The organism is Pseudomonas sp. P4_B4 (assembly GCF_056402255.1).
In genome coordinates this window covers 1-19854 of record NZ_JBFUHS010000004.1, presented here as the reverse complement: position 1 = coordinate 19854, position 19854 = coordinate 1, and the positions used below count along the sequence as shown (strand labels likewise).

Annotated in this window: 23 protein-coding genes; 4 read left to right on the top strand and 19 right to left on the bottom strand. The window is 58.4% G+C overall.

Annotated features, from left to right (window positions below; all coding sequences use genetic code 11):
• Positions 1-113 precede the first annotated feature (113 nt).
• The gene (queC, locus tag AC1DVE_RS06420) at positions 114-812 is read left to right on the top strand and encodes a 7-cyano-7-deazaguanine synthase QueC (RefSeq protein ID WP_477783866.1); all 699 of its coding nucleotides are present in this window, start codon (positions 114-116) and stop codon (positions 810-812) included.
• A gap of 41 nt (positions 813-853) precedes the next feature.
• Here the strand turns inward: queC and AC1DVE_RS06415 are convergent, their stop codons facing one another.
• Entirely contained in the window at positions 854-1726 is an 873-nt protein-coding gene (locus tag AC1DVE_RS06415) for a queuosine precursor transporter (RefSeq protein WP_477783849.1), read from the bottom strand.
• Positions 1719-2315 (bottom strand): helix-turn-helix transcriptional regulator, encoded by a 597-nt coding sequence (locus AC1DVE_RS06410; RefSeq protein ID WP_477783848.1) that lies wholly within the window; start codon positions 2313-2315, stop codon positions 1719-1721. Before AC1DVE_RS06410 ends, AC1DVE_RS06415 begins: the two co-directional genes overlap by 8 nt.
• Before the next feature lie 462 nt (positions 2316-2777).
• On the opposite strand from AC1DVE_RS06410, the gene AC1DVE_RS06405 reads away from it, so the two are divergent.
• Positions 2778-3125, top strand: a complete 348-nt coding sequence (locus AC1DVE_RS06405) for a DUF6124 family protein (RefSeq protein WP_223534714.1) — start codon at positions 2778-2780, stop codon at positions 3123-3125.
• A 69-nt stretch (positions 3126-3194) separates the two neighbouring features.
• Positions 3195-3449 carry a hypothetical protein gene (locus AC1DVE_RS06400; RefSeq protein WP_223534712.1) on the top strand — a complete coding sequence of 85 codons (255 nt, stop codon included), beginning with the start codon at positions 3195-3197 and terminating at the stop codon, positions 3447-3449.
• A 52-nt stretch (positions 3450-3501) separates the two neighbouring features.
• Here AC1DVE_RS06400 and AC1DVE_RS06395 read toward each other — a convergent pair whose 3' ends face one another.
• The 3 genes from AC1DVE_RS06395 to AC1DVE_RS06385 form a co-directional block, all read right to left on the bottom strand.
• Positions 3502-3738 (bottom strand): helix-turn-helix domain-containing protein, encoded by a 237-nt coding sequence (locus AC1DVE_RS06395; protein ID WP_223534709.1) that lies wholly within the window; start codon positions 3736-3738, stop codon positions 3502-3504.
• Between the two features lie 75 nt (positions 3739-3813).
• On the bottom strand, positions 3814-4080 hold the full coding sequence (locus AC1DVE_RS06390) for a DUF6124 family protein (protein WP_223534707.1): 267 nt from the start codon (positions 4078-4080) through the stop codon (positions 3814-3816).
• A gap of 524 nt (positions 4081-4604) precedes the next feature.
• Positions 4605-5507: a LysR family transcriptional regulator gene (locus tag AC1DVE_RS06385; protein WP_223447451.1), complete on the bottom strand. Its 903-nt coding sequence runs from the start codon at positions 5505-5507 to the stop codon at positions 4605-4607.
• A 150-nt stretch (positions 5508-5657) separates the two neighbouring features.
• On the opposite strand from AC1DVE_RS06385, the gene AC1DVE_RS06380 reads away from it, so the two are divergent.
• Positions 5658-6896, top strand: a complete 1239-nt coding sequence (locus AC1DVE_RS06380; protein ID WP_411741673.1) for an MFS transporter — start codon at positions 5658-5660, stop codon at positions 6894-6896.
• Here the strand turns inward: AC1DVE_RS06380 and gspM are convergent.
• The 14 genes from gspM to AC1DVE_RS06310 form a co-directional block, all read right to left on the bottom strand.
• Positions 6889-7320: a type II secretion system protein GspM gene (gene gspM, locus AC1DVE_RS06375; RefSeq protein ID WP_223534703.1), complete on the bottom strand. Its 432-nt coding sequence runs from the start codon at positions 7318-7320 to the stop codon at positions 6889-6891. The genes AC1DVE_RS06380 and gspM overlap by 8 nt on opposite strands.
• A complete protein-coding gene (gspL, locus tag AC1DVE_RS06370; protein WP_223534702.1) occupies positions 7317-8423 on the bottom strand; it encodes a type II secretion system protein GspL in 1107 nt (368 codons plus the stop codon). The genes gspM and gspL overlap by 4 nt, the downstream gene beginning before the upstream one ends.
• The gene (locus tag AC1DVE_RS06365; protein WP_223534701.1) at positions 8420-9271 is read right to left on the bottom strand and encodes a type II secretion system minor pseudopilin; all 852 of its coding nucleotides are present in this window, start codon (positions 9269-9271) and stop codon (positions 8420-8422) included. The genes gspL and AC1DVE_RS06365 overlap by 4 nt, the downstream gene beginning before the upstream one ends.
• Positions 9268-9810 (bottom strand): type II secretion system protein GspJ, encoded by a 543-nt coding sequence (locus AC1DVE_RS06360; RefSeq protein WP_223457652.1) that lies wholly within the window; start codon positions 9808-9810, stop codon positions 9268-9270. Before AC1DVE_RS06360 ends, AC1DVE_RS06365 begins: the two co-directional genes overlap by 4 nt.
• A complete protein-coding gene (gspI, locus tag AC1DVE_RS06355; protein ID WP_223457650.1) occupies positions 9803-10186 on the bottom strand; it encodes a type II secretion system minor pseudopilin GspI in 384 nt (127 codons plus the stop codon). The genes AC1DVE_RS06360 and gspI overlap by 8 nt, the downstream gene beginning before the upstream one ends.
• Positions 10179-10646 carry a type II secretion system minor pseudopilin GspH gene (gspH, locus tag AC1DVE_RS06350; protein WP_223457648.1) on the bottom strand — a complete coding sequence of 156 codons (468 nt, stop codon included), beginning with the start codon at positions 10644-10646 and terminating at the stop codon, positions 10179-10181. The genes gspI and gspH overlap by 8 nt, the downstream gene beginning before the upstream one ends.
• 3 nt (positions 10647-10649) lie before the next feature.
• Positions 10650-11105, bottom strand: a complete 456-nt coding sequence (gene gspG / locus AC1DVE_RS06345) for a type II secretion system major pseudopilin GspG (RefSeq protein ID WP_223457646.1) — start codon at positions 11103-11105, stop codon at positions 10650-10652.
• A 3-nt stretch (positions 11106-11108) separates the two neighbouring features.
• Positions 11109-12317, bottom strand: a complete 1209-nt coding sequence (gene gspF / locus AC1DVE_RS06340; protein ID WP_223457644.1) for a type II secretion system inner membrane protein GspF — start codon at positions 12315-12317, stop codon at positions 11109-11111.
• A 3-nt stretch (positions 12318-12320) separates the two neighbouring features.
• Positions 12321-13793, bottom strand: a complete 1473-nt coding sequence (gene gspE / locus AC1DVE_RS06335) for a type II secretion system ATPase GspE (RefSeq protein ID WP_223457642.1) — start codon at positions 13791-13793, stop codon at positions 12321-12323.
• A gap of 4 nt (positions 13794-13797) precedes the next feature.
• A complete protein-coding gene (gene gspD, locus AC1DVE_RS06330; protein ID WP_223534698.1) occupies positions 13798-15714 on the bottom strand; it encodes a type II secretion system secretin GspD in 1917 nt (638 codons plus the stop codon).
• 8 nt (positions 15715-15722) lie between these two features.
• On the bottom strand, positions 15723-16277 hold the full coding sequence (locus AC1DVE_RS06325; protein ID WP_317848687.1) for a type II secretion system protein N: 555 nt from the start codon (positions 16275-16277) through the stop codon (positions 15723-15725).
• A gap of 58 nt (positions 16278-16335) precedes the next feature.
• Positions 16336-17802 carry an N-acetylglucosamine-binding protein GbpA gene (gene gbpA / locus AC1DVE_RS06320; RefSeq protein ID WP_223542832.1) on the bottom strand — a complete coding sequence of 489 codons (1467 nt, stop codon included), beginning with the start codon at positions 17800-17802 and terminating at the stop codon, positions 16336-16338.
• Between the two features lie 323 nt (positions 17803-18125).
• Complete coding sequence (gene ltrA / locus AC1DVE_RS06315; protein ID WP_263290229.1) at positions 18126-19442, bottom strand: group II intron reverse transcriptase/maturase; 1317 nt, start codon at positions 19440-19442, stop codon at positions 18126-18128.
• 209 nt (positions 19443-19651) lie between these two features.
• Positions 19652-19854, bottom strand: a 203-nt coding sequence (locus tag AC1DVE_RS06310) for a hypothetical protein (protein WP_477783847.1), incomplete at its 5' end; no start/stop codon positions are given.

The following is a 19854-nucleotide window of genomic DNA, read 5'->3' as shown; positions in this document are numbered from 1 at the left end:
ACCGGAAACCGGAGTACGTAAATTCGGAAACGTCCCACAGTCAGCGTTTGAGCTTCCCGGTAGGGTCAATGCCCCCAGACACCCCGTCAGGGCATCCCAAGGAAGAACAAACCATGACAAAAAAGGCCGTTATCGCTTTTAGTGGCGGGCAAGACTCAACGACCTGCTTGATCCACGCTTTACCGAAATACGACGAAATCCACTGCATTACGTTTGACTATGGCCAGCGTCATCGAGCGGAAATTGAAGTGGCGCAGCAACTCTCAAAAAAGCTTGGCGTGACAGCGCATAAGGTACTGGACGCTTCGTTGCTGAATGACTTGGCTATCAGCAGCCTGACACGCGACAACATTCCAGTGCCTAGCGCAAACAGCACCGACGGCGGTGTGCCCAACACCTTCGTGCCAGGCAGGAACATTCTGTTTTTAACCTTAGCCTCTATTTATGCCTATCAGGTGGGCGCTGAGGCCGTCATTACGGGGGGTTGTGAAACGGACTTCTCGGGGTATCCGGATTGCCGACATGATTTTGTTAGATCACTGAATAACGCAATTGAATTGGGCATGGATTACAAATTACGCATTGAAACTCCACTCATGTACTTGAACAAGGCAGAAACCTGGGCGCTGGCTGACCACCACAAACAACTCGATCTGATTCGCGACAACACGCTGACTTGCTACAACGGCGTCAAGGGAAACGGTTGCGGGAACTGCGACGCATGCAGCCTTCGTACAAAAGGGCTCAGCACTTATTTGGAAAACAAAACAGAAATTCTGAGCAGCCTAAAAAACAAGCTAAATCTGAACTAGGTTTCCTGCCGTCCAAGAAGGGTCATTAAAAATGATCCTTCTCACGACACCTGCCCTTCAGCCACAAACCGCTTGAACAATGATCTTGCGCCATAAGCAGGCAAAACATTAAAGAAAGCAAAAAACATTTTTATAGCGACCTGAACAGAAATGATTGAAAGTACCTCGGCATTCGTCATAACTCCATAAAATGCGATATAGCAAAAAATAAAGCTATCTATTATCACCGCAAAAAAAGTGCTGAAAAACACCCGCAAAAACAAAAACCGAGAGTTTGTCAGCTCTTTTATTTTAGACAACAGATATGAGTTTACGTATTCAGAAAAGAGAAATGAAACAGACGATGCCACCAATACCGACGAAACCTGAGCTACAACTGCACCATAAGGAACATCTAATTCCCACCCAGGCAATCCAGGAAGGTGCGCCACAGCACTCAACAAAACGATAATTAAGGCATTGCTTGCAAATGCAAACAATATTGCTTTCCTTGCAAGTCGAAGCCCATAAAATTCATTTAACATATCGACTATCAAAAACGTCAACGGAAATAAAAACACCCCTGGAGTGACAACAAGATCAAACACTTCCAAATAAACAAGCTTTGTGGCACCAATATTTGAAAATATGTACAAAGCAAGCAGAAGAAGATTCAAAACAACATAAACCATCCACGAGCGTTCGTGGCGATCATGTAGCTCATAAGTGGTCAATGCCGCTCCAGCCGAGTAATATTTTTTGTACAGATCTTTAACTTCAGACTTATTTAAATCGTCTATAATTTCGCTCTTCAGGACTTCACCTATCTTAATCTTAATGACTTTCCCAGTAGAGATAACCATAATTACAGCTAGACTTTTATTACTCTCAAAACCTAACAACTTATACTTACTGTTCTCACAATCACTATCCATTAAATCTTTCCTCTATGATTTCGCCTACAACACGAACAACATCTGACTCAACACAACATTCAGCTGTTATACGCAGCCTCTTCATCTCGGTGTCGTACACCAACTGATCTTTACCGCAAATCGACAGACCTTTCTTTACGATCAACAAATCTCCCGAGTCATTTACACCGGCAATTTCATTTTCCAGAAGAACACCTATTAAATTGCAAGCCGCTCCAAAATAGTATGTCAACGGGTAAATCGTGCAGAGCTCGCCAATTCTTTTATCCAAACTCCGAATCAAATCGCTTTCCTTGATCACAGGAACAGCGGCCGGATTCATATTCCCTTCCGGAGAAACATCGCTTTCAATTATTTCTCTCTCTTCAAAATCAACAGTTTCTATCTCTTTATATGACACACCAAAAAAATCAGAAATTTTGCGAATCGTCGACTGCTGAACGTTTACAACCCTCCCTTCGAGAATGTTATATATCGTAGTTCTGGTCAAACCACTGGAATTACACAGCGACAGCTGCGTCTCCCCACGGCTTTTTATCAAGTATTTGATATTGTTTTTCAGATTTTCCGTCTTTTCTTTTTTGTACATCAAACTTACCACTCACATTTCCGATTACATCAGGTAGCCGCTACGGCTTGACCGCTACCGAGGCTTCTTGTGAGACCAGCATCCTACATAGCGAAGCACGGTACAAAAGCAAATATAAAAAACGCGCACGACAACCGTTAAATAATATTTCCACCGGGATATTTCCGACATCCTAATCGGAAGGCACCCACAATAGATCCACAACAATCTATTGCGGACTTAACCTACAGAAAAAACTTACACAAACAGGAAAAGCAACAGCACTCAAAAACAATGTAAGACGACTCCTACGCAATACAAATTTTGAATCATTTAATTTAACCAATGTTCATTTTTTTGATTAATAAATCAGAATTTTCTGGTAATACATCCACCTGCATACCCACCCTAGTCCAACTATTAAAAACTGCTGCTGAGCAGCATTGGTTTGATATTTTCTTAAACCCTGCAGGGAGCACCACGATGAAAAAGACCACCCCCAACCCTTCGCAATCGCCAGACCTTCCACCCGCTGACTTCGTCGAACTGTCCAAACTCTCCGATATCACCGAACGTCTCGTCAGTGCTCGACTGCGCAACCCGGACCGCCCCGATCCTGTTAGCCACGTGTTCGCCATCGTCCCGGGTATCGACACCGAGTCTTTGCTCTGCCATGCCTGCGAAACCCTCGCCTCGCTGAATGTCATGACCACCGATCTTGCTGGTGAACTAGAAGGTTCGCGTCGCAACGTGGCGCTGGCCATTCAGCAACTCGCGGTGTTAGGCGAGTTACTGGTAAACCGAGCGTTAGACAACCTGGACCCACCTTAGGGATCGCCTGAAGTTCATCCAACCGCGAGCACGGTGTGTTCGCGTTCTTACAAATGGAGGTTTTTCGTCATGGATCGATATATGCCTATCACCGGCATCGACTGCACCATTGCATCGTTGGTGATCGACACCGAAGCACCGCTGGACGTCTTGCACGAAACAGCGGCCTACCGCATTCGCACCGCGACTCAACTGTTGGAAAGCCTTGCGTTTGACGAAGGCATTTACAGCGAACTGGCGCGGGTGCTGGTCACTTCATTGCGTGATGGCTGCGATTTGATGGATGTCATCGGGCGACGATTGCAGATGGAAGTGTTGGCGTAAGAAAGACGAAGGGCGCCTTTCGGCGCCCCGTCACAAGCAGGTCGGCTTGTCATCACCCTTTACCTGTCTGGCTCTGCGATGGCTGGTTGCCCAGGATCTTCAGAGTCTCACAAGCCCTTTTCGGGAACATTGGGTGTGATCCGCGAGCACGCGCAATTGTCCCAAGCGCCTTGGCAACGAATTCTGGATCCTCTCCCGCCACTTCCATACAAGTAGCCAGATAATCAGCCAAGTCCTCTTCGGTCTTTAAGTATTCGGCAGAGTCCCAGCGGCGGAATTGACCTGTCATGATTTGCTCCAACCGGGTTGCACGATGCAAGGCGAATTGATCGTTACTACGTATGGGAACAATCAATTGGGTGATTCAGGGTGGATCGAGATTATCCAACACCCGATTCACCGCCATTTCCCCCAGCATGATCGACTGCTGAATGCCCAGCAGGGTGTTGCCTTGCGCTCCGTTCAGACTCCTTGCGAAGTCGCTCGCCATGGCATTCGCAGATGCCAGTGACACACATGCGTACTCCAGCAGAGTGTGGTTGTCGACTTCAGGAGCGACGAGAAAGATTTTGCTGGGTTGGCGTGAGGTATCCGGATCGGTGTCCGACCGGTTTTTTGCTTTATTGGTCATGATTCAGTGCCCAGAAAAGAGGAGCCGACACCGAGTCGCTACAAATCAAAAGGGTGGCAGCTGTACGCAGGTTAGCAGACCGGGCCACGATGAAACCGGCGCGCCCGAAGGCGCCCTGCGCACAGCTACCGTCAAAAGCAGGTATGGATATACCTGCCTATCAGGAGCGCAAATGCACTTCATCGTGGACACGGGCTGCTAAACCCGATCACTGACCATCAGTGACACGAATCAAGTTAGCGATGGCCCTCAAAGCGCACAAGCCGGCGGATTCTGGAGTAGTTGCAGGCAACGTCGCAAGACGCTGTAGCCGTTGCGAGGGATTTCGGAAATGTCCCACGGCGGGTGGTGAAGCTTCCGGCAGGACTGATGCTTCTTGCTCCATACAGCGGGTCTTTTTGGTGTTCTCTCGGACGCCATCGCGAGCAAGCTCGCTCCTACAGGGTTTCCCGGCGCTTCCAAAATCGTGTTCACACCGCTGAAACCTGTGGGAGCGAGCTTGCTCGCGATTGACTGCGCAGCAGTCACGCCTCTAACGGCTCGACCTTCCTGGTCAACAACTCCACAAACGCCCGCGCCATCGCCGACTTCTGGTCCTTGCGCTGCACCAGCCATACCGCCGACACCGCCGCCGGATCGAGCAACGGTCGATAGACCACGCCGTCAATACGCATCCGCTGATAAGACGCCGGCATCACCGACACACCGAGCCCCGCTGCGACCAACCCGATGATGGTCATCGCCTCGCCAGCCTCTTGTGCAAAATGCGGAGTGAAACCGGCATCCCGCGCCAAGCTGAGCAACTGCGCATACAGACCACTGCCATAGCTGCGCGGAAAAAACACAAAGGGCTCAAGGGCCAGGGCTGACAGAAACAAGCCCTCCTCGCTGCCCTCTACCAAGGGGTGCTTGGAGCTGAGCACCGCGACCAGCGGCTCGCGCATCAATTCGACCACGCTGAGGCAATCCGGCAGACCAAGCGGGCGCATGATGCCGACTTCAATCGACTCGTCCACCAGCGCATCGGCCACCTGGGTGCTGCTCATTTCCCGCAGGTTCAGGTGCACCGCCGGGAAGCGCTGGCGGAAAGAGAAAATCGCCTGGGGAATGGTCGAGTTGAAGGGTGCCGACGAGGTGAAGCCGATTTTCAGTTCACCCAACTCGCCCAGTTGCGCCCTTCGCGCGACATCCGCCGCTTTGTCGACCTGCGCCAGCACCAGCCGCGCCTCTTGCAGAAACAGCCGACCGGCCTCGCTCAGCTCGACCCGACGATTGGTACGCTCGAACAGCCGTGCGCCGACCTCCTGTTCCAGCGCCTGAATTTGCTGGCTCAGCGGTGGCTGGGAGATGCCCAGCACCTGTGCGGCGCGGCCGAAGTGCAGTTCTTCGGCAACGGCGATGAAGTAGCGCAGATGACGCAATTCCATGGAAACCCCATTAGGTCGTAAAAGCTATCAAACAGGTCGAACAATATATTGGATTGAATCATTAGCCAGCTATATGCTTTTTTCATTGCCTGACCGGCTGCGCCCTCCGAGGTCCCCGTGAAAACTGCTGTCGCCCCACTCGCCCATGAAGTGTCACCTTCAGCGCCGGACGCTATCGCCGCTGAGCTGGCGGAGATCTACATCGAAAAAGGCACCCCGGCGTTCATGCGCACAGTGCTCGCATTGTTCTGCGGTGGCTTCGCGACTTTCGCCCTGCTCTACTGCGTGCAGCCGATGATGCCGCTGCTGTCCCACGAGTATTCCATCAACGCGGCGCAAAGCAGCCTGATCCTGTCTATCGCCACCGGCATGCTTGCCATCGGCCTGCTGATCACCGGGCCGATTTCCGACCGTATCGGGCGTAAACCGGTGATGGTGGCCGCACTGTTCGCCGCTGCGCTGTGCACCATGGCCAGTGCGATGATGCCGAGCTGGCACGGTGTGCTGCTGATGCGTGCGCTGATCGGATTGTCGTTGAGCGGCCTGGCTGCGGTTGCGATGACTTACTTGAGCGAAGAGATCCACCCACAGCACATCGGCCTCGCCATGGGTTTGTACATCGGTGGCAACGCGATTGGCGGGATGAGCGGGCGCTTGATCACCGGGGTATTGATCGACTTCGTTAGCTGGCACACGGCGATGCTGGTGATCGGTGGCCTGGCCCTGATTGCCGCGGCGGTGTTCTGGAAAATCCTCCCCGAATCGCGCAACTTCCGCGCCCGCTCGCTGCACCCGCGCAGCCTGCTCGACGGTTTCACCATGCACTTTCGCGACGCCGGCCTGCCGCTGCTGTTTCTGGAAGCCTTTGTGTTGATGGGCGCGTTCGTCACGCTGTTCAACTACATCGGCTATCGCCTGCTGGCCGCGCCGTACCATATGGAACAGGCCTTCGTCGGCTTGCTGTCGGTGGTGTACCTGTCGGGCATCTACAGCTCAGCGAAAATCGGCTCGCTAGCCGACAGACTCGGTCGCCGCAAAGTACTCTGGAGCACCATCGCGCTGATGATCGGTGGTCTCGCCCTGACGATGTTTACGCCATTGCCGCTGGTGATCATCGGCATGCTGATCTTTACCTTCGGCTTCTTTGGCGCCCACTCGGTGGCCAGCAGCTGGATCGGCCGCCGCGCCACCAGGGCCAAGGGGCAAGCATCGTCCTTGTACCTGTTCAGCTACTACGCCGGGGGGAGCATCGCCGGTACGGCGGGTGGCGTGTTCTGGCACCTGGGCGGCTGGAACGGCATCGGGTTGTTCATCGGCACGCTGCTGGTGATTGCGCTGCTGGTCGCGTTGAAGCTGGCGAAGTTGCCGCAGAACACCTCGGCTACTTGAGCACCACCCGCGCCTCCAGGGCATCGTCGCGTTTTTCCAGGGTCAGCGATTGCAACGCGACACCGTTGCGCTCCATGCCGTCGAGCCACTGCATCAACGGCTGCGCATTGCCATTGAGGGTCACGCGCAGCAGATCACTGTCGCTCTCCATCTGACGGATTTCCAGCCCCGCCGCCGTGACGCTTTCGCTGATACGCAGCGATAGCGGTTTTTCGCTGTCGACGGGGACGTGGCTGCGCGGTAACGCCCGCTGCAGTTGCGCGGCCAGCCCCGCCTGCTGTTGATACTGACGCTCGACTGTTTCCAGCCGCTGCCGGGTTGGTTGCCAGATCAGGCTGAAAGCCACGACCGCCAACAAAAAAGCCCCCAACACCTGCAACAGCCGTTGTTCGCGCAAGGAAATGCGCCGCCATGCCTGCTTCATGCCTCGTCCTCCACGGTGAGGGTGGCGTGCACCCGGTCAGCGGCTTTATTTGCGCCATCAAGCCGGACGGGCATGCCTTGTTGTCGCCCGCGCTCCCGCAACTGCTCCAGCTCGGTAAAGCCGCTAGCGGTCAGCTGGATTTTCCAGCCTTCGCCTGCTCGAAACTCGATGCGCTGGACCTCGACCGGGCTGGCGCCAATCACCTGCTCAATCAACTGGACCAGCCCGGCAATGCGGGTGTTTTGCGAGTCCACAGGCTGGTTTTGCAGGGCCTTGAGTTGCGCTGCCATATCGACGATGCGGCTTTGTTCCGGGTAAAGCGCCTTGAATCGCTGTTCATTTTGGGTGGCCAGGCGGCGGGCTTCGCTGTCGAGGAAGCGGATCCGCGTCTCGCTGGCACCCCAGGTCAACAGCGCCAGCATCAACAGCGCCCACCCGCCGGCACGCCAGGGCAGACGCTTGCCGCGCGGGGCGAATGCGCCTTGCAGCAGGTTGATGGCCCGGGGCGGGCGGCGGGTCAGGCATTGGTCAATGACAGCGGGGTCCTCACGCTCGTCCAGCCATTGCATGTCCTTGGGTAATAACGGGGCGAGCAGCGCCAGGTGGTCTTGGGACAACGCCAGACGCGCCGACAGGCCTGCACCCAACAACCAGCGACCGAACCACCATGCGCCGCACGGCTGATCGCCGGACAACACATCGGCATCGACGAACACCCCGCGCACCTCAATACCCGCCTCGCGCAGCAAGTCGAGCACGGCGGCCAACCGTTCGCGGCCAATGACCATGACCGGGTAGCAGCCGTCACGATCACGAGCACCAACGCTCAGATGCACCCTCTCCAGCGCTTCACTCAGTTGATCTTCCACGGCGAAGGCAACGGCCTGGGCCTCAGGTTTACGCCGCGCCGGCCATGGCTCGCTGCGTACCCAACTGCACATTTCCATGGGCAGTAGCACATCGACCGCCTGCCCCTGCAATGCCGAGGCCACCTGATTCAGTGGCATCGGCTGGCGTTGACCGGTTTGTGACCACAGGACGCAAGGCCAAAGGCTCGATGGCGCGTCCTGGCCTTCGGCGGTCAGGTAAAGCCAAGTGTTCATCGCGGTCTCTCGTGGCTATTCGTGGGAAGAAAACGTCGTTGCAGCACCGTCAGCTGTCGAGTTTTGGGGTCGTGCCCGACATCCGTGGCCAGGTGCAGTTCGCGCCCGCCCCGGGTCACCTGCACCCTTATCCGATACCAGCGGCTTTGGGTACCAAGTCCGTGATTGCTCAGGCCTTGCCCGGAGAGCAACGGGTCCTGCGTAAACGCCTGGACGCTCGCCCAGGGCGTTGTTGCCGCCTGACGCGCCAGCACATCGGCGGTCGCGGCGTCCACTTCGCCGAGCGTTCTCAACAGCAGCGCCGGTGCGGTGTTGATGTTCAAGGCGGCGTCGGTGGGCAACAGCGCCACCCAGGGCTCCAGCCGCCGCAGCAGGCGAACGTCAATGTCAGGCAGCAAGCGCAGCTGGCTAAGTTCCTGCAACGGCCCGACCTGACTCAGTTGCAGAGGAGGCAGATCGAGCAGCTCAAGCAGGCGCGCCCACCGGTTGAGGGTGACCTGATCCACCTGCCCCTGGCGTAACAACGCATTGAGATTGAAGCGCCCGGCGAGGTCATCGATATCGATTCGGATCTGCGCATCTTCAACCTCGAAACCCGCTGCCATGGCTGTCCAGCCTTGAATCCGCTCGACGGGTTTTTTCGCGTCCTGCAACGCGTCGCGCAACAGCAACAACGCCCAGGTTTCCCCGCCCAATGCGAGTTGCCGCAGCTGTATCTGCTGTAACTGTTGCCCACTGCTTTGCAGCGAAAGGTGATGGCTGCGCAACACGCCACCAATGATCAGCAGTGCCAGGCTCATGACCAGCAATACACTGATCAACGCAATGCCGCGTTGGCGCCCATTCACGGCAATGCACCCGGCATCGGCAACACCCGACGAATCGATTCGAAGCGCCCGACAGACACTTGCACTTCCAGCGCCATGGGCGCCTTCGCGCCCTGCCCGGCCGGCCAATGAGCAACCCAGCCGGACTGACTGTCGAACAGACGCCAGCCCAATTCGCGAATGTCTTCGAGCAGTTTTTGCCGCTGCACGAACTCCGTACCTTCACCCTGGCTTTCGCGCCACAGCACGCCGCCGTCGAGTCGATAGGTCAGCGTCTGGCGCTCACTGCGCGGCTGGTCCAGAGGATTGCGCCAGTGACTGCGCTGGAACTGCAAAAGCGGCGGTGCGAGCACCATCGGCTGTGCGGTGACGTGCAGCAGATCCCGCTCGATCACCGCCACCGCTCGTTGCAGGTTCCTCAGCTCTCGCTCGTGGGCCGTCGTGCCCTGTTGCACTCGCAGCACGCTATCGAACAAGCCCCAACTGGCCAGCCCCAGCACGGCGAAGATGGCCATGGCGATGACCAGCTCCAGCAAGGTGAATCCGCGCTGCTTATTCATGAACCGCGAGTATCCAGCCGCTGGCACGATGCACGGCGTGCGCACTGTTCGCCGGGCTGACCTGAATGTCGACCTGGAGCAAACGCGGATCGCGGGTGGCGCTGATGTGCTGATGCAGCACCCAGTCACGCTGATCCATCGACACGACCTGTTGCTGCTGGCCGGCCGCCAAACCGGGTTGCAGGCGCAACTCGTTCAACCGGTTGTCCGCCAGCCATGCCGCGAACAGGCGAGTCTCAACGGCGCCGCGCTGCTTCACCGCGTATTGACTGGCCGACAGCACGGCTGCCGCCAGTGTCGCGAAGACCGCCAGGGCCACCATGATCTCCAGCAGCGTGAAGCCGTCCATGGACGACAATGATGGCCGGCTAGTCATCGATCGCCACCTCGCCGATGCCATCGCCGGACAGGCTCAGCCAGGTCCTGTTGCCGGACTCGAATGTCAGCGTGAAGGCACTGGTTTCATCGTTGCTGAGCAACAGCAACTGCGGTGGTCCTTCTTCAGCGTCCGGCTCTACCGCATAGCCGTCCTGCTGAAAACGTACTCGCACGTTCCGGGGCCAGCGAGAAAGCGCCGCCACCGGCTCCCACCCGCGCACTTCCAGACGCATCGCCCGGTAGCCATCGGTACTCAGCCTTAGGCCGTACTCTTGACCTTCGAACACGGCGCGCTGACGCAACTGATGGATCACCTGCATCATCGCCTCGGCTTCCTGCTTCACCTCACGCGCCGGACTGCCCCCACCGGCAAGTCTCACCATGCCCAGCAAAACGCCGACCAGTACAATCACGATCATCAATTCCAGCAAGGTAAACCCCCGGCAGCGGTAGCCCACGGATCAATGCCCCCAATTGCCGATTTCGGCTGCAAACCCTTCGCCGCCCGCTACGCCATCGGCGCCCAGGGAATACAGATCGTAAGTGCCGTCTACCGATCGCACACCCGGATTGATGTACTGATAAGGCGTGTTCCACGGGTCGACCGGCATGCTCTTGAGGTAACCCTGAGGGTTCCAGCCCCGTGCCGCGGGCAGTCCGGATGGACGTTTGACCAACGCTTCCAGGCCTTGCTGGGTCGAAGGGTAATGGGCGTTGTCGAGGCGATACATTTCCAGGGCAGTGGCGATGGCCTGGATATCGATTCTGGCGGCGGTGACCTTGGCTTGATCGGGGCGGCTCATGAACTGCGGCACCACAATGGCCCCCAGCACGCCGATGATGACCACCACCACCATGATTTCGATCAGGGTAAAACCGCGTTGCGCACGGGAAAGGTTTTTGCGGACAGGTTGCATGGATCAATTCACCAATTGGTTGAGGCTGAGAATCGGCAGCAGGATGGCCATGACGATCAGCAGCACGACGCCGCCCATCAGTACAAGCATCGCTGGCTCGAAGAGGCTCACCACCAGCGCAATGCGCGCGGCGAGGCTGCTTTCCTGTTGTTCGGCGGCCCGGGCCAGCATGCGGTCGAGTTCACCGGCACGTTCGCCGCTGGCGATCATGTGCAGCATCATCGGCGGGATGTCCCCGCTCAGTTCCAGGCCACGGGTCAGCGTTCCGCCTTCACGGACCGAGCGGGCGACATCGACCATCCGCGCGCGGATGGTCAGGTTGCCGATGACCGCGGCGGCAATTTCCAGGGCATCCACCAAGGGCACGGCACTTTTGCCGAGGATTGCCAGGGTGCTGGCAAACCGCGCGGCTTCCATGGCACGCAGCACTTCACCGATGACTGGCGCATTCAGCACCCAACGATGCCAGCGCAAACGCCACTGCGGCCGCTGCCAGCTCCAGCGCCACAGGCCGAACAGCGTCGCCAGTACGCTCATCAACAACAGGAAATGGTCGCGCAGGCCGTTACTCACGCCGATCAGCGCCTGGGTCAGCCAGGGCAACGGCTGGCCGCTGTCGACGAAGATCTTCACCACATCCGGCACCACATAACCGAGCAGAAAACCGACGATCGCCACACTGGCCAACATCAGGATCAACGGATACACCAGAGCCATCTGGATCTTTTGCCGCGAGGCCTGGCGGGCCTGGGTGTAGGCCGCCAGTTGCTCCAGCACTTGGCCCAGATGCCCCGAGCGTTCTCCAGCGGCCACGGTGGCGCGGAACAACTCGGGGAAGGCCCGTGGAAATTGCCCCAGTGCCGAGGCCAGGGCGTGGCCTTCCATGACCCGGCTCCTGACCGCCGAGAGCAAACCCGCAACCTTGCGCTTTGAGCTCTGCTTCGCCACCGCATCGAGCGCTTCTTCCAGGGGCAGTCCGGCCTGAACCAGCGTTGACAGTTGCAACGTCAACAGCGCCAGATCAGCAGCACTCAGGCGTCCACCTCGCGACTGCTGGCCCGCACCGCCGCCGACCCTCACCTCGATCAAGACACGTGGCCACAATCCACGCTCACGCAACAACTGTCGCCCATGGCGGGGTCCATCGGCCTCCAATCGTCCCCTGCAGGATCGTCCCTGGGCGTCGTGGGCGCGGTAGTCGAAGGTCGGCACCGGTCAGTTCTCCTGGGTCACACGCAGCAACTCATCGAGGCTGGTCAATCCGTCCAGCACCCGCTGGCGCCCGTCCTGGAACAGGCTGCGCGAGACCTTGCGCGTTTCGTCGACGAGGATTTGCTCGCGGGCGCCCTGATGGATCAGCGCCGAGACGGCGGGTGTCACGCTGATCAGTTCGTAAATGCCGACGCGTCCGCGATAGCCGTGCTGGCACTGTTCACAGCCCGAGGCCTTGAACAGGGTGTGCGGCGTGCTCGTGTCGAGCCCCAGGCGCTGGCAGGCCGCTGCGTCGGCGAGGTACGAAACCTTGCAATGGGGGCACAAGGTGCGCAGCAGGCGCTGGGCCAGAATACCCACCAGCGAGGACGCCAGCAGATAGGCATCGACGCCCATGTCCACAAGCCGCGTGACTGCGCCGGCCGCGCTGTTGGTGTGCAGGGTCGAGAGCACCAGATGCCCGGTCAAAGACGCCTGGACAGCGATCTCGGCGGTTTCGCGGTCACGGATTTCGCCAACCATCACCACGTCCGGATCCTGGCGCAAAATCGCCCGCAGACCTCGGGCGAAGGTCATGTCGACCTTCGGATTGACCGGCATCTGGCCGACACCCGGCAGGTGATACTCGATCGGGTCTTCGACCGTCAGGATGTTGCGGGTCTGGTCATTCAGGCTGCTCAGCGCGGCGTACAGGCTGGTGGTCTTGCCGGAACCGGTCGGCCCGGTCACCAACAGGATGCCGTGGGGTTTGCCCAACAACTGGCGCAGGGCCGCCAGGGTGTCGTCCGGCATGCCCAGCCGTTGCAGATCCAGGCGTCCGGCCTGCTTGTCGAGCAGGCGCAGCACCACGCGTTCGCCATGGGCCGAAGGCAGCGTCGAGACCCGCACATCCACTTCATGCCCGGCCAGGCGCAAGGCCATTCGCCCATCCTGGGGCACGCGTTTTTCCGCGATGTCCAGACGCGCCATGACCTTGATCCGCGACACCAGCAGCGTCGCCAGTTCGCGCTTGGGCCTGAGCATTTCACGCAGTTGACCATCCACCCGCATGCGCACCGACAGGTACTGCTCGAAGGTTTCCAGGTGCACATCCGAGGCGTGCTCACGCACCGCTTCACCGAGCAGTGCGTTGATCAGGCGAATGATCGGTGCGTCGCCCTGTTGCTCCAGCAGGTCGGCGGTTTGCGGGACCTGATCGACCAGGCTGAGCAAGTCCAGTTCTTCGTCCAGCCCTTGGGCAACTTGCTCCACCGCACTGTGCCCCTCGCGATAGGCCGCTGCCAGACGCGAGGCGTACTCATCGACCCCGACGATCTGAAACGGCAATGCCCGCCCGCACACCCGGCGCGCTTCCGCCAATGCGGTGAGCGGCGCATCGCTACGCAGGGCAAGGCGCAAGTCGTCGCCGTCATGCTCCAGCAACACGCCAAAACGCCGGGCGAAGCCGAAGGGCAATTGCTCGCAGAGTTCGCTCATGGATTTACTGCGCCTTGCTGCGCAAATCGAACACTGGCGCATCGCTGGCCGGTTCAAACAACCCGCGCGCCTCGGATGGCAGCAACAACGAATTGTTTTCCCCCGCCCCTGATTTGCTCAAGTCACGCAGCGCGTTGTAACGCTGCTGGCTGACCTGGGACAGATCTTCCTTGCTGCGCACGATGGTCGGGCGCAAGAACACCATCAGGTTGCTTTTGGTCTGGGTGTCGCGGCTCCAGCGAAACATCGCGCCGAGGTAGGGAATGTCACGCAGCAGCGGCACGCCGCTTTTCTGGGTGCGCACGCTGTCCCTGATCAGGCCGCCGATCACGATGATTTCGCCATCGTCGGCGAGGATGGTGCTTTTGAGCGCTCGCTTGTTGGTGATCAGGTCCGAGGAATCGATGCCCGACACCGACGGTGCGATGTCCGACACTTCCTGCTCGACCTCCAGGCGCAACGTCGAGCCTTCGTTGATGTAAGGCTTGATCTTCAGGCTGATGCCAACGTCCTTGCGCTCGACGGTGGTGAACGGATTCTCCGCGCCGTTGCTGTTGGTGGCGTAGGAACCGGTCTTGAACGGCACGTTCTGGCCAACGATGATCTCGGCTTCCTGATTGTCCAGGGTCAACAGGCTTGGCGTGGACAGCAGGTTGCTGTGGGTGTTGCTGGCCAGGGCCGAAATCAGCGCGCCGAAGCGGTCACTGCCCAGTTGCAGGATCGCCCCTTCCGGCGCCGATCTTTTCTCGTCGAACTTCAGCCCGCCGACGATCGGAATGTCGGTGCCGGGAAAGTTGATGAAGCCCTTGGCGTCCCCCGTGTTGAGATTCCACTGCACACCGACGGCCTCGGCGATGTCGCCGGAAATTTCGACGATGGCGGCATGGATCAACACCTGGGCTCGTGGCTGGTCCAGCTGACGCACGATGTTTTCGATGGTCCGCACCTGCGCCGGCTCGGCGATCAGCACCAGCGCGTTCTGGCTTTCGTCGGCATTGATCATGAAGGTTGCACCACCAGACGTGTCCTTGGCGCTGCCGGCGGCGGATGTCTGCTTTCTGCCCTGCCCCATCGACTCCAGAATCTCGGCCAACTGCTTGGCATCGCTGTGACGCAGGCGAATCACCCGGGCATTGTCGAGCGTTGTGGTGGCCGGCGTATCGAGACCTCGGGCCAGTTCGATCAAGCGCTGGCGAACGACCGGCGGGCCGATGAAAATCAGGCGATTGGTCCTGGTGTCGGCCAGTACCTGTATGGCTGACTCGGCATTGCGCTTGCCCATGGACGCCTCGATCACCGGCGCGACATCGCCCGCCTGGGCATGCTTGAGCTGAACCACCGCGTGCAGGTTGTTCTGACCGGAGTCCAGCTCGCGTATCACCCGGGCGATACGCTTCACATTGGCAGCCGTATCGGTCAGCACCAAGGCGTTGGCCGACACCGAAGGGCCGACATAACCATTGGCAGACACCAACGGTCGCACCAGCCCGGCAATATCGGAGGCACTGCTGGTGTTCAAGCCGATGACTTCGGTCACGAACTGCGACGCCGTGGTGGTTTTCACCGTGCCCTGGCCGGCCCGGGTCTTGGCCTCGGCAACCGGGGTGATGAGGATCCGGTCGCCCTCATCGATCACCGTGAAGTTGTGGGCGTCGAGCACCGAATAGAACAACCGACGCACCCCTTCACGATCGAGGGCCTGCCGGGACATGACCGTGACTCGACCGGAGACTTTTGGGTCCAGCACCACGGTGGTCCCGAGAATGTTGGAAATCTCTTCGACGATGTCGCGCAGCTCTGCGTTGTTCATCGCCAGCTGCCATTTTTCTTCGGCGCGAAGCGTGCCCGAAAAGGCTGCAGCCGCCAAAACGGCAAGCAGAAACATGGAGCGCAACCAATGCACACCGACAAAGCTGTTCATGAAATTCATCACTCTGGTTGCCCGGAGAGCGGGCGTAAAAAACGCGTGGTCGTGTTAACCGGTTGAGAATCGACGGATGATTCGAGTCCCTTCAGAAAACGTGCGCCAGAAGGCACGAGCGTTAGCAGCTCTTCTCGCCCCTTGTTCCACAGTGCAACCTGGTGGGTCTCGATACGACGCAGGACGCTGCCGCCAGGCAAGCGCTCACCCACCTGATAGAGACGAGAGCCTTGTGCATTGGCCAGCAGTGCCTTGGATAATCCGTTGCTGACAAAGCTCGCTTGCAAAGTCAGCGGCTCGGCGCTGGGCTGCGGTGTGGTCTCCGTCGTCAGGCCGAACACGATGGCAATCGATGCTGTTTCGAGCGGCTCACGTACAGGCACCGTCACCAGGGTTGCAATGTCGGACGACGGTGAAGCCAGATGCTCGCGAAATTCCTTTTCCTGCCACGCCAGAAACACTGCACCGCCCACTGGCAACGCGAGCCAACAAACGCTGCTCAGGCACGCCCGAAAGCGTTGTACGGAGAAATTCGAAACCTTCATTTTCAATTCGGTACTCAACAGAGGCGCCTGGCCTCAGGCGACCTTTTTGAGGTCGCCTGAGGCCAGTTGCGAGGACTTACAACTTGTCCCACGCCATGTGCCAGTGAGCACCGCTACCCGGTTCGAAGCCGTTGGCGGATGGGCTGTACTGCTTGCAATAACCCGACTGGGGGAATGGCTTGCACTCAAAGACTTCGTTGGTCTTCGGTTGCAACACCTTGGTGCCGGCGGTGTAGCCGCTGAGGCCTTCTGGGAACACGAAGTCGTATTCGATACCGGCGCCTTCACCAGTCAGTTGAGTGGTCTGGGTGTCCTGACGGGTCGTGCGGCCATCCAGGGTGGTGCCGACCAGGGTCAGAGTGTGCGCGCCCGGGTTGCTGCTCACATCCATGGACAGCGAGGTGGAGCCACTGGCCACTTGTGTAGAGGTGGCGCCTACCGGTTTGTTGTTCTGGTCGAGCAAGGTGGCTTCGACGTTCATCGCACGGTTCGCAATCATGCTGAACTCGACCTTCGCCCGGCCTTTATCCAGAACGTATTCGGCTTGCTGCGAGGCTACCGTCATGCGCGCAGCGGTGTCTTCCTTCATGTCCAGTTGCACTTCGTAGCGGACTACCCCGCTTTCTTTTTGTGCGTAGAGGCTGTTGGTGCCTTTGACCGGCTCGACATTGCCACTCTCGTCGCGGATACCGGCGCGAACAAGGGTGTGGGTCTGGTTGATTTTTTCGGCCAGCTTGAACGACCAGTTTTGCGGCGTGCCGTCTTCAGCGTTATCGATGCTGATTTCGACGCTGTAGTCCGGGCTCTCGCCATTGGCGGTGAACGCGCGGGCCTTGACCTTGTCGCCCACCAGCAACGCAGTCGAAGGAGCAATGCTGCCTACGGAGGACCAGCCGCCAGGCAGCTCAGGCTCCGCCAGGATGTTCAGATCCGTAGCGTTGTAGAACGCGGCATCGGTATCGCCCACGGTCCAGATGGCCAGGACGACGTGATGGCCAGACTTGTCTGTCGGAATGCTGCAGTTGTGCTTGTCGCTGGACTCCGGACGCTGATTGTCGCCGTTGATGGTGCAGAACGGCGTTCTTTCAAAGGTGGCGCGCTTGAGCGACTCATTCGGGTTCCAGCCGTTGCGGGTGATGAAATACTCGTGCTTGGTCGCTGGGTGAACCGCTGTGTAATGCCATTTGAAATCGATGTTGCGGTCCTTGATTTCCGTCAAGTGCCAGCGGGTGGCGGACTGTGCGTCCATGGCAGAGAACAGCGAGTGACCACCGCTGGCGATCTTGCCATCGACCGGCCCCTGCAAGGGAGCACCGCCGACGCCTGCCGGAAAGCCTTTGAAGGTTTCACCGACACTCTGCGGCTCGTACTGGGCGCCACCGCAGTTGGTGTTCAAACCTTTCTGGCAAGCCAGCGCACGCGAAGGCGGCACTTCCAGATAGCCATGGGCGGAAACGGTTTGAGAGGCCAGCATTGCCGATAACAGGATCATCGATGAAGTGCAGGCCGTTAAAGCACTTCTTTTATCAAATGTAATTTTCATGACGTATTCCAGACTGCTTATCGAAAACAACGCACCTTGCAGGCAGCGATGTTCCCTTCGTTATTGTTCAGAATTGCGCTGAACAGGGGTCTGGAACCTTACGGGGATGACGAAGAGTTCTATGTAGGAGTAATCATCGAACCAGGAGGGAATAGTCTGCCCCTTCGGTTTTCCCACAAAGAAAGGAAACACTCTTACAGGAGGAAACGCTTTATCCGGCCGTGTTTCTGTAGGAATCGGCATAGGGGACGGCCTTCATAGGCCGTACCCCTGCCACACCACCCGGCATGCGGGTCCGCACCGGGCGGTTCGAGAGATTGAGGTTATGAGAGTCGCACCAGACCCAGCCTGTCGAACCACGCCACATCCAGCACTCGATTGAGCTCAAAGCGGCTGTTACGCCACCAACTATAAGAGTTGGCCGCCACTTTCCGGGCCGTTTGGCTGCTGGCTCCCAACGCCCGCAGTTCACGGTAGATCGTCGGWCCACGCCTCCAYTGYTTAAGCTGGATCGCTCGCAATCGGTGCCGCATCCACTCGTCCAGCTCTCGCCAGATTCTCGGCGTTTGTGACAACCCAAAGTAAGTTTTCCAGCCCAGAAGATAAGGGCGTAGATTCTCGACAACTTGTCGCAGACTGCGACCGCCTGAGCGACGGGTGAGCTCGCGTATCCGTTGCTTGAACTGCTTGCGCGCCTTGACCGCTACCGCTCTTTTGACACCTTTGGGCGACGCCCAAAAGGCGTACCCAAGAAACTTGCGACCAAATGCACTCGCCACCGCACTCTTGCTCTCGTTGACGCTCAAGTGCAGCTTTCCATACAGACGCTCCAGCAAAGACATCACCCGCTGCCCAGCCTTGCGGCTGCGAACATACACATTCGCATCGTCGGCATAGCGCACGAAACAATGACCTCGACGTTCAAGCTCCCGATCCACTTCGTCCAGCAGCACGTTCGCCAGCAACGGCGACAGCGGGCCGCCTTGCGGCGCCCCGCAGCGGCTTTTCTCGACCACGCCATTAATCATCGTTCCCGCGTCCAGATACGCGCGAATCAGCCGGATAACCGCCCGATCCGCAATCCGCTTGCGTAAACGATCAATCAAGATGTCGTGATTGACCCGGTCGAAGAACTTCTCCAGATCTACATCCACCACCACTTTGCGCCCTGAAGACACGTAGCGCTGAGCCGCCAGAACGGCGTCCTGCGCACAACGTCCCGGACGAAAGCCGTAGCTGTGTTCACTGAAAGTCGGATCAAGGAGTGGCTGCAAGACTTGCAGCAGCGCTTGCTGGATCAAGCGGTCGGTGACCGTTGGAATACCCAACTCACGTTCGCCGCCGTCAGGCTTGGGGATGACCACACGTCGTACCGGACTGGGCCGGTAGACGCCCGAAAGAAGCTGTTCGCAAATCGCTGGCCACTGGGTCAGYAGATGTTCGGCCGTCTGTTCAATGTCCAGACCRTCGACYCCCGCTGCMCCTTTGTTGGCCTTGACCCGTTTCCACGCCCGTTTCAGGTTTTCTCTCGCAAAGGCTCGCTCCAGCAGCCCTTGCCCTGCGTTATAGGGTTCATTTTGCGGACGATTGACCTCGTCGCTGATGGGATTCCTCACGGTTTCACCGCTCGTAGCCTGCATCCGCCCCGCGTTTGGCAGGCATCTGACTTCCGGTCTTTCGTATCAACATGGCCTATGACGCTTTCTCTCGTTCGGCCCTTCGTCAAAAAAAAAAAAGACTACTACGGCCTCTGCTGACTTCTCGCTCCGGCYTGCACCGTCGCCCTTTCAGGCACAAGGCGAGATCTCCCCAGGTAAGAACGCAATCCTTCCCCGCACAACCGCCGGATTTACGCAGCCTGATCTTTGACCACAAGAGCTTCGCGATTTATGGCTCGCTCGCCCTGATCGGCTTCGCCTTGTATCCGGTTCTTGTTCATCGGCTCGCGGTTTCGCTCCACGCTTCCTCCCCACACTCGGTCGCCCTCATGCAGTTGCGCTTCGCTTCGTTCGCTGTGGTCACAGTTGCGCTTCGCTTCGTTCGCTGTGGTCA

Coding starts and splice junctions, on each gene's coding strand:
- queC (WP_477783866.1), top strand. CDS start 114: ATGACAAAAAAGGCCGTTATCGCTTTTAGTGGCGGGCAAGACTCAACG.
- AC1DVE_RS06415 (WP_477783849.1), bottom strand. CDS start 1,726: ATGGATAGTGATTGTGAGAACAGTAAGTATAAGTTGTTAGGTTTTGAG.
- AC1DVE_RS06410 (WP_477783848.1), bottom strand. CDS start 2,315: ATGTACAAAAAAGAAAAGACGGAAAATCTGAAAAACAATATCAAATAC.
- AC1DVE_RS06405 (WP_223534714.1), top strand. CDS start 2,778: ATGAAAAAGACCACCCCCAACCCTTCGCAATCGCCAGACCTTCCACCC.
- AC1DVE_RS06400 (WP_223534712.1), top strand. CDS start 3,195: ATGGATCGATATATGCCTATCACCGGCATCGACTGCACCATTGCATCG.
- AC1DVE_RS06395 (WP_223534709.1), bottom strand. CDS start 3,738: ATGACAGGTCAATTCCGCCGCTGGGACTCTGCCGAATACTTAAAGACC.
- AC1DVE_RS06390 (WP_223534707.1), bottom strand. CDS start 4,080: ATGACCAATAAAGCAAAAAACCGGTCGGACACCGATCCGGATACCTCA.
- AC1DVE_RS06385 (WP_223447451.1), bottom strand. CDS start 5,507: ATGGAATTGCGTCATCTGCGCTACTTCATCGCCGTTGCCGAAGAACTG.
- gspM (WP_223534703.1), bottom strand. CDS start 7,320: ATGAAGCAGGCATGGCGGCGCATTTCCTTGCGCGAACAACGGCTGTTG.
- gspL (WP_223534702.1), bottom strand. CDS start 8,423: ATGAACACTTGGCTTTACCTGACCGCCGAAGGCCAGGACGCGCCATCG.
- AC1DVE_RS06360 (WP_223457652.1), bottom strand. CDS start 9,810: ATGAATAAGCAGCGCGGATTCACCTTGCTGGAGCTGGTCATCGCCATG.
- gspI (WP_223457650.1), bottom strand. CDS start 10,186: ATGACTAGCCGGCCATCATTGTCGTCCATGGACGGCTTCACGCTGCTG.
- gspG (WP_223457646.1), bottom strand. CDS start 11,105: ATGCAACCTGTCCGCAAAAACCTTTCCCGTGCGCAACGCGGTTTTACC.
- gspE (WP_223457642.1), bottom strand. CDS start 13,793: ATGAGCGAACTCTGCGAGCAATTGCCCTTCGGCTTCGCCCGGCGTTTT.
- gspD (WP_223534698.1), bottom strand. CDS start 15,714: ATGAACAGCTTTGTCGGTGTGCATTGGTTGCGCTCCATGTTTCTGCTT.
- gbpA (WP_223542832.1), bottom strand. CDS start 17,802: ATGAAAATTACATTTGATAAAAGAAGTGCTTTAACGGCCTGCACTTCA.